General features: G+C 58.1%; 17 protein-coding genes and 1 tRNA gene. 7 read left to right on the forward strand and 11 right to left on the reverse strand.

What is annotated here, in order from left to right; genetic code table 11:
• Positions 1 to 3 precede the first annotated feature (3 nt).
• Positions 4 to 582, forward strand: coding sequence for an NUDIX domain-containing protein (locus tag NKH21_RS15170; protein WP_254817694.1), 579 nt, complete (start codon positions 4 to 6; stop codon positions 580 to 582).
• Between the two features lie 131 nt (positions 583 to 713).
• Here the strand turns inward: NKH21_RS15170 and NKH21_RS15175 are convergent.
• The 7 genes from NKH21_RS15175 to NKH21_RS15205 form a co-directional block, all read right to left on the reverse strand.
• Positions 714 to 802, reverse strand: a tRNA-Leu gene (locus NKH21_RS15175).
• A gap of 57 nt (positions 803 to 859) precedes the next feature.
• Positions 860 to 1894, reverse strand: coding sequence for a tyrosine-type recombinase/integrase (locus NKH21_RS15180; RefSeq protein ID WP_352865875.1), 1035 nt, complete (start codon positions 1892 to 1894; stop codon positions 860 to 862).
• A 2-nt stretch (positions 1895 to 1896) separates the two neighbouring features.
• Positions 1897 to 2253, reverse strand: coding sequence for a MarR family transcriptional regulator (locus NKH21_RS15185; protein WP_352865878.1), 357 nt, complete (start codon positions 2251 to 2253; stop codon positions 1897 to 1899).
• A gap of 118 nt (positions 2254 to 2371) precedes the next feature.
• Positions 2372 to 2737: a hypothetical protein gene (locus tag NKH21_RS15190; protein WP_352865881.1), complete on the reverse strand. Its 366-nt coding sequence runs from the start codon at positions 2735 to 2737 to the stop codon at positions 2372 to 2374.
• Positions 2738 to 2742: 5 nt separating this feature from the next.
• Positions 2743 to 3201 (reverse strand): hypothetical protein, encoded by a 459-nt coding sequence (locus NKH21_RS15195; protein WP_352845010.1) that lies wholly within the window; start codon positions 3199 to 3201, stop codon positions 2743 to 2745.
• Positions 3202 to 3293: 92 nt separating this feature from the next.
• A complete protein-coding gene (locus NKH21_RS15200) occupies positions 3294 to 3713 on the reverse strand; it encodes a helix-turn-helix domain-containing protein (protein ID WP_352865883.1) in 420 nt (139 codons plus the stop codon).
• A gap of 83 nt (positions 3714 to 3796) precedes the next feature.
• Positions 3797 to 3964, reverse strand: a complete 168-nt coding sequence (locus tag NKH21_RS15205; protein ID WP_352865886.1) for a hypothetical protein — start codon at positions 3962 to 3964, stop codon at positions 3797 to 3799.
• Between the two features lie 50 nt (positions 3965 to 4014).
• Here NKH21_RS15205 and NKH21_RS15210 point away from each other — a divergent pair, with 50 nt between their 5' ends.
• The 3 genes from NKH21_RS15210 to NKH21_RS15220 all read left to right on the forward strand — a co-directional run bounded on the left by NKH21_RS15210 (position 4015) and on the right by NKH21_RS15220 (position 5230).
• The gene (locus NKH21_RS15210) at positions 4015 to 4302 is read left to right on the forward strand and encodes a hypothetical protein (RefSeq protein ID WP_352865889.1); all 288 of its coding nucleotides are present in this window, start codon (positions 4015 to 4017) and stop codon (positions 4300 to 4302) included.
• 36 nt (positions 4303 to 4338) lie between these two features.
• Entirely contained in the window at positions 4339 to 4521 is a 183-nt protein-coding gene (locus tag NKH21_RS15215; RefSeq protein WP_352865892.1) for a hypothetical protein, read from the forward strand.
• A 181-nt stretch (positions 4522 to 4702) separates the two neighbouring features.
• Positions 4703 to 5230 carry a hypothetical protein gene (locus NKH21_RS15220; protein ID WP_352865894.1) on the forward strand — a complete coding sequence of 176 codons (528 nt, stop codon included), beginning with the start codon at positions 4703 to 4705 and terminating at the stop codon, positions 5228 to 5230.
• Positions 5231 to 5356: 126 nt separating this feature from the next.
• Here NKH21_RS15220 and NKH21_RS15225 read toward each other — a convergent pair whose 3' ends face one another.
• The 3 genes from NKH21_RS15225 to NKH21_RS15235 form a co-directional block, all read right to left on the reverse strand.
• Positions 5357 to 5506, reverse strand: coding sequence for a hypothetical protein (locus NKH21_RS15225; protein WP_352865896.1), 150 nt, complete (start codon positions 5504 to 5506; stop codon positions 5357 to 5359).
• Between the two features lie 370 nt (positions 5507 to 5876).
• On the reverse strand, positions 5877 to 6701 hold the full coding sequence (locus NKH21_RS15230) for a GP88 family protein (RefSeq protein WP_352865898.1): 825 nt from the start codon (positions 6699 to 6701) through the stop codon (positions 5877 to 5879).
• A gap of 551 nt (positions 6702 to 7252) precedes the next feature.
• The gene (locus NKH21_RS15235; RefSeq protein WP_352865900.1) at positions 7253 to 7432 is read right to left on the reverse strand and encodes a hypothetical protein; all 180 of its coding nucleotides are present in this window, start codon (positions 7430 to 7432) and stop codon (positions 7253 to 7255) included.
• A gap of 553 nt (positions 7433 to 7985) precedes the next feature.
• Between NKH21_RS15235 and NKH21_RS15240 the strand changes: the two genes are divergently transcribed.
• The 3 genes from NKH21_RS15240 (at position 7986) to NKH21_RS15250 (ending at position 8911) form a co-directional block, all read left to right on the forward strand.
• Positions 7986 to 8213, forward strand: a complete 228-nt coding sequence (locus tag NKH21_RS15240) for a hypothetical protein (protein ID WP_352844998.1) — start codon at positions 7986 to 7988, stop codon at positions 8211 to 8213.
• Between the two features lie 159 nt (positions 8214 to 8372).
• Complete coding sequence (locus tag NKH21_RS15245; RefSeq protein WP_352865902.1) at positions 8373 to 8648, forward strand: hypothetical protein; 276 nt, start codon at positions 8373 to 8375, stop codon at positions 8646 to 8648.
• Positions 8649 to 8665: 17 nt separating this feature from the next.
• Complete coding sequence (locus NKH21_RS15250; protein ID WP_352865904.1) at positions 8666 to 8911, forward strand: DUF982 domain-containing protein; 246 nt, start codon at positions 8666 to 8668, stop codon at positions 8909 to 8911.
• Positions 8912 to 8944: 33 nt separating this feature from the next.
• Here NKH21_RS15250 and NKH21_RS15255 read toward each other — a convergent pair whose 3' ends face one another.
• The gene (locus NKH21_RS15255) at positions 8945 to 10516 is read right to left on the reverse strand and encodes a DNA methyltransferase (RefSeq protein ID WP_352865906.1); all 1572 of its coding nucleotides are present in this window, start codon (positions 10514 to 10516) and stop codon (positions 8945 to 8947) included.
• Positions 10517 to 10558: the final 42 nt, after the last annotated feature.

Below are 10558 nucleotides of genomic sequence, written 5' to 3' on the forward strand. Positions count from 1 at the left end.
ACCATGGAAGATCGCATTCGCATCCGCTCTGAGGAAGTCCTTTCCGACGAATGGGCGGTTTTGAAAAAGACCGTCTTCGACTACCGCCGGCGCGACGGCAAATGGGAAACGCACACCCGCCAGACCTACGATCGCGGCGACGGCGCGGTGATCCTGCCTTTCGATCCGGAGCGCTCGACGGTGCTTCTGGTGCGGCAGTTCCGCTATCCGGCCTATGTCACCGGCCACAAGGAGCCGCTGATCGAGGCCTGTGCCGGCCTGCTCGACGAAGACGATCCCGAAACCTGCATCCGCAAGGAGGCCGAGGAGGAACTCGGCTACCGGCTGAAGGACGTGCAGCGGCTGTTTTCGCCCTATATGAGCCCCGGCAGCGTGACCGAGCGGCTCTGGTTCTTCGTCGCCCGTTATTCGCCCGCCGACCGCATTTCCGACGGCGGCGGCGCCCACGACGAAGGCGAGGACATCGAAGTTTTGGAAATGCCGCTCGACGAGGCGCTGGCCGGTATCCACGACGGTCGGATCATCGACGCCAAGACGATTATCCTGATCCAGCATTTGAAGCTGAACCCGATCGGGAGGTGAGGCGGCCAGAACCGGGTCGAGCGCCCTGGTCTCCAGTTACGAAACTAAAAACGAAGACCAATCTGGTGCGGACGACGGGAATCGAACCCGTACGATCAGAGATCGAGGGATTTTAAGTCCGTTGCGAAGCTTGGTGTGGGCGACGGGATTTGAACCCGTAAGTGCTTGAAACACCGGCAGATTTTAAGTCTGCTGCGTATACCAGTTCCGCCACGCCCACCTCCCACATTGTGGGGAAATCCCACCGGTCTCCCACATGGTTTCCCACACGGTCGGCTTAGGATTTGCCGTTCACTACCACGAGCCTCGGAGCCGCGCCACCTTCGAGCGCGGTGAGGTTGTCGAGCAGATGGTTCGGCGCAAGGTGGGCGTAGTTCAGGGTGGTCTGGATCGACTTGTGACCCATCCAGATTTGGACGCGACGGATGTCTATCCCACGGATGATCTGCCACGAGCAGCATGTGTGCCGCGTGGTGTAGACTACGGTGTCGGACAGCCCCGGTATGTGTTCGCGGATGCTGCGCCACACCTCAATGACCTCCCACTTGCCGATGTCGCAGAACGGGCCTTCGAGGTGGCCCGTGTAGGGCCGCTGCCGTTCGACCGCTTCGAGGGCGCGCTTGGTCAGCGGAATGCTCCTAGGCAGATCGTTCTTGGTCTGCTCGAAGGTCACCACGTTGCCGCGTAGATCGAGCCACCTGAAGGCGGTTGCTTCGGAGTACGGGCGGGCGCCAGTGTCGACGAGGAAGATGAACAGGTCGCGGATGCGATCCTTCCCCCACAGCGTGAGGGTCTGGATGACCAGCGCCACTTCCTCCTCGGTGAAGAACCGCAGCCGGCCCTTCTTTCCCTTCTGCCAAGGCAGATCAGGCTTGGCCACCCGAGCCTGCTTGGCGAGGACCGAGATTGCGGACAGGTAGCGGTTGATCGTCTGGTTTGCGACCTTGCGCTCGTCCATCAGATGCTCGACGAAGTCCAACACGCTGCCCGTGCTGAGGGTCTGCGCCGGGTCGGATTTCTCGCCCGCCCATTTGACGAACGTCGTGGCGTTCCTGACTTGACCAACACAGCCCTTGTCGCTGGTCCAGCGGAACTTGATGGCCGACCGCAGAACCTCACCGAGGGTGCCGACATCCTTGCCCCCGGTCGACTTGGCAGGACCCTCAGGCAGCGCCTTGCCGGCCTTCAAAGCGGCGCGGGTGTCGAACTCCCACTTCTCCGCTGCCGCCTCAGTCTCGAACTGTTCGCGGAAGCGCTGGCCTGCCACCACGAACTCAGCCTGAAATCCTTTTCCTCGCTTGGCGACAGCCATGTTCAACTCCCGAGAATGTTGATGAGTGTGTTGAAGACCTTGGTGCCTTTCGACGTTGGGCTGATGCGCTTGATGCGCCGGTCCATCGGGTCCTCGACGGTTGCGAGAAGGTCGTGTCCTGGCTGTCCCTTTCGGTGTGTCTTGGACAGGGCCGACACGTTGCGGCTGACTGACGACGAGCTTAGCCCCGTAAGCTGTTCCAGTTCCCGCATAGTGACCCCCGGCTTGCCCATGACGTGCAGGAAGACGGCGATCTGTTGGATTTGCATTTCCGGGTCGAGTTTGCCGAACTCCTCAATGAAGGAGAGCAGTCGACGCGCGGTCTTGTTCTCGGTCTGACGACCGGCAAAGGTGTTCATTGGTAGTCCTCCACATGGTGTTACGTGGTGTTGATTACTCCTGAGCCGCACCCTTTGCAATAAGGGGACCATCCCACGTTAGGGAAGGTCCCCCGAATGCCTCCCTGCGTTGCATCTCTTAGTCCCCGAGACGTTCCCGCAGCAGTTCGATTGGGTATGCATTGACCATCTCGATACCCACTTCCTTCAACGGAGCTGGGGCCTCGACCGAGGTGATCTGAAGGTCGCGGCGGCTGGCTTGGTGTTTCAACCAGAAGCCATCGCGCTGTGTGTCAGCGACCGGATCACCCATTAAATCAAGAGCTTCCGGGTTAGTTCTTGCAAGGTAGTTCAGCACCGTGTCGTAGCCGGCTGGCACTTCGGGGCTGGTGTAGGGGTTGCTGGGTACTGCCGCGCCGACCCCCAACGCGGACCCTCCAACATTCTCTAATGCGTCTGCAATACGGGTAAGCTGAACGAGGATCGCCTCGAACTTCTGTAGCATGATAGTTATTCCCTGGGTTGGCCTCTATCCCGTTTGCGGGACGGCTGGCGGGCGATTAACACTTCATTACGATTTGTGTCTATCGGTGAACTGTCCATTTTGGACAGGTTAGCTGATGCTTGAAGAACGAGCTGCTCCAGCCTCCTGTAGAAGCCCTTTGTCAGCGGGCGATCAGTACCAATGAGGATCGGGATTGCCCGGCGACCGGCGTTCACCACCTTGATCCTGTCCAGCCCCTCCAGAGCCTTAATGTGGCGGATCACAGTCGTCCGTGGCAGGCTCGTTGCCGCAGCGAGCGCCGTCACATCCATTGGTCGCTTCTGGTAGTTCCCGAGGCGGATCGCCATCAGGACGACATGCAGGTCTCGACTATCACCCAGCGCGGCCAACTCTGCGTTCGTACCGAGGATAAGCTCGATTACGGCGACACGCCTCAGTCGCTCTTTTGCTGGAATGTTAGGCATGGGGTAATCCCTGTCTGTTCTTTGGGCAGACTTAGGATCAGGCGGAAGGAAGCGCGAGGGCCCATTAGTGGCGGCTCACGCGCCTGTGGCATTTATGCCGCGGCGGGCTTCTGAAGGTGATACCGGGCGTACTTCTGGCCGGTCGGGTCGAACTTCAGTTCGGTGACAATCCTGTGACCCAGGCGCTTCAGCTCTAGGATGCGGGCCGGCAACTGGCGACAGCGCAGGACACCCTGAGCTTCGAGCGAGGTGATCGCACCTTTGCGGCGCAGCAGATCGAGGACCGACTTCGTCATTGGTGCGGTGGGCTCTTTGGCGTCGATCACCTCGAACTCGTCGGGGTAAAGTATGCCGGTGTTGCCTGTCGTGGCGCTGACCGCTTCGACCAGCCCGTGAAGGTCCGGCTCGGTGATGGTCACGGTGTTGCCCGTAGCGAAGCCATCGGTGTGGTCGGCCCACGCCGGCACGATGATGCGGATGCGCTGGCCTTTGAAAAATTCCTTCTTGAGCATGTCAGTTGCCTTTGAGAGTTGCTGAGAGTTTTGACCCGGGCGGACCACCCGAACCGGGCTTACGAAATGCAAGAGATGTGCCATCAGTTGATGGCGAAGCGGGAGCCGACCACCTCCCAGTACTGGCCGCAGCGGGAGCGGCGCTTCACGAGGCGAGTCCCGAAGATCGCCGGGCGATAGCGGTCGGTGTATCCGCGCATGAACGCGAAGGCCTTGCCCTCGGTCAGGAACTGCTCGTTGATGATGTGCATGGTGTCTCCTGTTCTTGCTCCGTTCACGGCGAGGCCCTATTTGCCCAGGCATGAGCGAGATCGAGTTGAAGTTGAGGTGGAGGCGGACGTGGGATGACCATCCCGACGACTTCTCGGCCTTTGCCGAGGAGCAGGGAGTAGGCCGCATCTACAAAATGGCTGGTGGCCCGCAGGGTCGACGCTGGTATTGGACAATGAATGCCATGATCGGGCACACAGGCTTCAGCCACGGTGGGTTCCAAGACACCCCCCGCGAGGCCGCGAGGGAAGTCGAGGAAATATGGTTCACTAGGGGTGTGGCAGTGCTGGCCAGGAAGGTGACTGCAAAGGGTCACTGACGGGAACCTTCGCGGGAGCCGGTGGTTTGACCGGCTATGACAAAGCTATCCGACCTCGATCCCTCGTATCCCGGCAAGAAACATGGCAAGCCGGTGGTAGACGAGCGTGAGCATTTCTATCGGTGTGCTCACTGTGGCCAACTCGTCGACATGCGCGATCTAGCCCAGGTCATGTGGCACGAAGATGAAGGCCACGAGCCGCTGAAGTTCGACGCCTGAACGCACGGTCTCTCAATAGGTGACCGGTCTGCCATTCCCCATCAAAATTTGACCGTACAGTCAAATACCGCTTGTTACGCGTTTAACGTATTCACTTGACGCTGGGCGGCCGTATCGTTTGCAGTCGGTTAAGGTTGACTGTACACTTGACGCGTGAGGCGAATTTTGCTATAGACCCGTAATGGCACACCCTATCGAAAGACGAATCGCAGAGCGTCAAGCGCAGCTCGAAGATATTGATGCCCAGATTAAAGGGCTTGAGATGTCGCGGCACGCGCTCAAGGCGGAAATCGCCGCATACCGCGATGCACTGCAATATCTGAACCCACAGTCGAGTGGCGCCCGAACGCGCCGGGCGTCGGCATCGCGCGAACGCGGGATTTCAGTCCAATGGGCACAACTTCTGTCTTTAGCGTCCGATGAGGGAACCAGCGAATTTGGCATAGACGACATTGTGATGGCTGGGGACATTATCGGACACCCGGACATGAAGCGTCCAAGCGTACGTACGCAAGCCGCAAACATGGTTACGCGTGGCGTCCTTGAACGCGTAACGCCCGGAACATTTCGGGTTACAGAAAGCGGCAAGAAAGAAATCGCGGAGTCGTTGCCTCCGAACGAGAATGGGGAGGCAAGTGCCCCCCCAGACGTCGAACAGGATTCCCGTCCTGTTCAAACTCCCAACCCGACCGGAGCGGTCTTTGATTAAGGAGTATCCCATGTGGCAAGCCGAGTTGTTACACTAAGCAGGGCTAAGGCTCTGCGTTAGCATCCGAAGCTCGGGTGCCGTGGCCTTTTGGCTACGGCACTTTACTAGCAGTAAAATTCGAATCAGTCAACGTTTTCTGCGGCTTGATCCTTGCGGAAAACTCAACCCTTTCATGGAAAAAATCATGTCGAAAAAGCAATCTTCACCAAAGGTTTCGAGTCTTGCCGGAAAAGTCCTGTCCGGCGCAATAAAGCCTAGCAAAGCCCAGATCGCCACCTTGGCGGCCTCCGCGCTTAGCCAGGATGAGAAGAAGGGGAAGTAATTCCCGACTCACTATATGGACGGTACGCGTAATGCAGCGCGTAGGGTTTCGGATCACTCCGGAGACTTACGCGCTGCTCTCGTTTTTGGACGCCCCTTACAGTCGTCCCATCGTGAATTAGCAGTGAGGTGTCCATTATGACGGGCTCCGAAGGGTTGCGATGAAGAACACGGCGCAGCCGGTGATCAGGGCCGACCACAGGACAGCGGCGACGATTGTCTCGGTGGGCATGCGGTTTCCTTGAGGGTTTGCCCGAGCGGCACCGGCCAGCAACTGGAGGCTGCCGACCGATGCGCTCAGGGAACTGTTGCGTGAGTGGAGAGGTTAGCCGACGACAAAGCCCGAGCTGTCGCGCTTGGCCGGTCCCTTGGCGTAGAGCCCGACGATGACCCCCCGAGGATCGCTGAAGCGCATGTCTGTTTCGTCGCCGTCGATGACTTGGCGGATGACGCGGGTGGTCGACACAACGCCGTTGGAGGCATCCCCGAAGGCATCGCCGCTGTACAGCATGTTATCGCGGAGGGCCTTTGACCGATAGACGACAGCCATATTCATGCCGGTCTCGCAGGCAGTCTTGATGACAGCCGCAGCATAGGCCGGATTGGCCTCGCTATAGGACAGGGTCAGCGCGTAGTTAGCCGGCAGCGAGCGGTAAGCCCGCTTGGTGATCTTGGTGTAATCGTAGAATTGCACCTCGGGGAACGCATAGAAGATCGACGCGAAGTGCGCCTCGCGTTCCTGCTGAGGGTGCTTAGGCTTGATGTAGCGAACGCATGGGTGCGCTACTTCCCATTGAATGTCGCTGGTACCGTTCAGCCGCACCGCTGGCTTGACGCCCTTGCGCTCGCAGTAGCGAACGAAGGCTTCAATGTCCTTGACCAGTTCGGCCATGAACGCCGCACGGTCGCTGAAATAGCGCCGCGTCTTGGCGATCCGAGCGTTGACGATGGAATTGAAGATTGCCGCGCGGCCAGCCTTTGACAGGCAGCCCATTTCACAGCCTGCCGTGGCAGCCATTGGGCAGACGTTGCCCATGCCCGATTGTGCAGCCGGCGCTAGGTACATGATGGCTGTTTCGTACTCGCCGGCCTTGTCGCCCTTGATTGTCTTGGCGTTGCCGCCACTACGGATAAGCGTTCCGCGATACATGATGGAAACCCGTGGTTTGCGTGAGCTTGTCAATCCGCTGCACTAATGGGAATGTCCCGACAGTGGATAGACAAGGTCAAACTTGTCGCGCCGCCCGGTTCAGCCTTTCGGCCTTGCCACTGCGTTGGTTACGGTCCACCTAGTTCTTCAGCTTTCGCTCTAGGCTCTTATCTCGCAACCATCCCGGTTAAGCGCTGTCTCCCGGCTCCGCGCCAGTCTGACCTTTGGTTCCGCTGTAAGGTCCAAGGCCAGGGTGGCCTTGCCGTGCGCCGAGGGTTTGTCCCCGGCCTCGAACCAGTTGGCGTTGCCGTCTCGTTCGATGACATTTTGTCTCACAAGTGGGATTATCCCGCAAGTGGGATGATTTAAAAAAACGACAGATGAGGTGAATTTTTAGCCTAAGATGCTGAAATCATTGAGAAAGAAAGTTTGAGAATGTTGCCGCGGATTGACCTATCAGTCCCACTGAAGGGAAACCATGCGCGCGGGCTTATTTGTGGCCTGTTTCTTGGGACGCTCACCGCAATGGGTCGCGCCTAGGCACGCGCGTCCTATGGCAGCTCGGGCCGTGGAAATGCCTCCGTGCAAGCCTTCGGCTCGCCCATGGCGTGCGTGGCATAGATCAGGCAGCGAATAGCCGTGGCGCGGCGACGACCAAAGTAATCGGCCCCAAGCGTGGCCGCCAAATTGGCGACTTGCAGAACAATGAGTACTCTGATGGCGGTTTTCATGGTCTTTTCCCCCTGGCCGGCGCGGCCCCAAATTCAGTGCATCAATCCCACGAAATGCCCGCCACCGCCACTGGCAGCCCCTACGTATTTGCGCGGAGCTACTGACAGGGCAAGGTTTGCCGATGTGCGTTGCCGATGTGCCCCTAGCGTTGCACCTAGCGTTGAACCGTGGGGTTATCGCCGGGTCATTTTGTGACAGATTGTCAATTGGCAAAAGCACCGATTGAAAGGGAAGCGTAGGAACATTTGCCTATGCCTTGCCACCTCTTCGCGCCTCGATCACACCGCTATGCGCCCCTCATGGCCATAAGAGATGCATTATCCTGTTTGCCCCTTTGAAATCATTCGACAATCTGCCGTGTTGTGGGAATGATTGTGGGAGGGAAGGCGATCCGAGCGGCGCGGTGTGGGAAACGAAGGGGGCACGGGGGGTCTTCGCGCGAGCCAGTGATCCGATCCCCCGCTCAGAAATTTCTACCCAACATTCCCCTTGATTTTTCCCAACAGGATCATCAATGTTCCCTTGGGTTCTCGCTGGGGTGGGAGGCCTCGGATGAACGTTCTGACGAACTGCCGACCGAGCAAAGTGACTGCCCATAAGCTTGTTGAAGAGCTGATCTTACAAGCCGGTCGCGGGCAAATCATCTCCGTCAAAGAGACCATCGCAGCGGTGCGCCGAGACGCGCCGCATCTGGTGGAAAGTGACTGCGCGCTGGTCGAGCTTATTGTCGAGATTGCCCCAGCCTTTGGCCTGTTTGTCGGGTTCGATCTTCGCGAATAGCCGCATGGCAGCCCATTGGCTCACCCTCTATGGGATCGAGAGGGGCGACGGGGGGTCTTCGCGCGATCCCCCGCTCAGAAATTTCAACAAAATTATTTCGCTCCCCTTCGGAACCCTTTCGCAACGAAAGTGTTTGAGACCGAATCTGGGGACGACCTTATGCCGGCACGACCAACAGCAGGGACAGCCTTCCGACGGCTGATCAGCTCAGAAGATAATCGTCAGATGCTCCGCAACAGGCTTGGTCTTGAAGTCGACGAGAAACTGCCGGCGTCCCTTGCTGCATTGTTGCAGGAGCTTGAGCGGCGCGAGCAGGTCGATTGGAGCGCCACCACTTTGGCAGCGCAGGTTTCTATGGCGCTTGCCGCACTGGCGCGGGAGCTTTCAGAAGAGTTTGAGCTGCGGAAGCAAGAATCGGCCGACGAAATTCCATAGTCGCCCTACATTCCCCCATGACAACCCATTGGTTCTCCCCACCGGTGTACGTCAAGACCGACCGACCTGGGGTCACCTACGGCTGCAACAATGTCGAGGGTGCCGCCGAGGAACTCCTGAAGTGGACCAAGATGGGGCCCAAGTGGCGGAAGGCTGTGCAACTATGCATCGACGCTGTCGAGGACCGGGCGACCCCGGAGGAGGCCCGTAAGGCCTTCGAGGCAGCTGCCAAGGAGGAGGGGGTGCTACGCTCCTCTGGTTAGGTCTTCTATGTCCTTGTGCCCTCGGCTACGCCCTCACAGTGCAAGAGACTGTTGGCCGGTGCTGATCTTGGTATTGACGCGAGTTGGCATGTGGAACTCCCGTTTACCTTCGAGGATGTCTCGGACAGTCAACAATTGAAGGCGCGGGTACCCCACGTCGTTGTATGTATATACGCCCGCATCGGCCGCCTCGGCTCGCATTGCCTTGGATGGCTCCTGAAGACTGAGAAATCCAGCCATAGCTGCTTTTTCTCGCTCCATTGTTCCACGGAGGTCTCTAATATCGGTTGGGCGAAGCTTCCCGCCTTTGACCGAAATAATCATCTCTTCCAGTGTGTTTCGTGTTTCAAAATACACGCGACCATCTATCCCTCGGTCCGCAACCTTCTTTTGCATAGGGAAGCCGCCTACTCGCTCGACAACCCAGTGTTGGAACTGGAATGGGTCGACTTTGAAGAGCTCGTCAGCCTGCTCGACGCTCACCGGGATCCCATCCAGCGCAAAGTGCGCGCCCTCCGCGAGCGCGTACCGTTCCTGTAAAACTTCTCTGATCAGTTTAACGGCCAGTATGGCGATATCGCAGCCGATCCATTCTCTATGGAGCTCGTGAGCTGCGTATATTGCTGTCCCACATCCGCAAAACGGGTCGAATACGACTTGCCCCTCGTTCGTTGAGGCTGCCACGATCCGTTTCAAAAGCTCCTTTGGCTTCTGCGTAGGATAACCTAACCGCTCTTGCGACTTAGCCGGGATGGCGTCAATGTCGTCCCAGAGGCTCTGGACCTTTACGCCTGAGGACTCATCCAGGAACATCTTGAGCCGCAATGCTCCCGTGGATTTGCTTGGATAGTGGAGCCGCTTCTCTGCGTCATATGTCCTCATCCTGTCGATATCACAGGACCATCCATTGGGATGCGGATGGTAGGTTACGCCATTCGAAGCTGCGTACGGGTAATGCAGGTTGGGTCGTAGGCTCGGGCTTCGCAACGTCACGGATTGCCAATGGCGGCCGCTGGCATCCTTCTTGAAGGTGTCGTCGATGTAGTCCGCTTTGAACGGGCGATATTGCGGGTTGAAAATATATTTGTCCGAGACGGTGTAGTATAGGATCGTATCGGTGACGGCCCCAAACTTTCGCTTCGTGTCGCCGTGGGAGTGTGTCCGCCTCCAGATAATTTCGTTTCGGAAGTTCCGATGCCCAAATATACCATCCATCATCACCTTTAAGTAATGGCTAGCAGTCGGGTCGCAGTGCAGGTAAATGGACCCTGTCGGGCGTAGGATGCTCTTCATGTAGAGCAATCTTTGGACCATATAGATCAGATACGCCAGCAGCTCCGGCTGAGTATTGCGCAGGGCCTGCATCCAGATGCTCCAAAACGCAACGTAGTGATCATCCACGCCATGCTCTCGCATCAGAACTGGCATCGTCCGAGCGATTTCCAGTTTCGTTGCATCGAGGTCCCAAGTGTCGAAGAATGCCTCCGCCTGCTCCGGCACCGGTTTGCCAGTCATATTTTTGTAGAGCAGATTGTAATTCGCGTCGGACTTAAATGGCGGGTTGAACCGCCCCGGGTTTTCCGGAGGCCGTTTCGTTTGAGTCACGCGGCTATGGCTGGTTCATCCAACATGGCGTAGTAGCGTTCC

It is taken from the genome of Mesorhizobium sp. M1329 (assembly GCF_040318035.1).
Classification (GTDB): domain Bacteria; phylum Pseudomonadota; class Alphaproteobacteria; order Rhizobiales; family Rhizobiaceae; genus Mesorhizobium.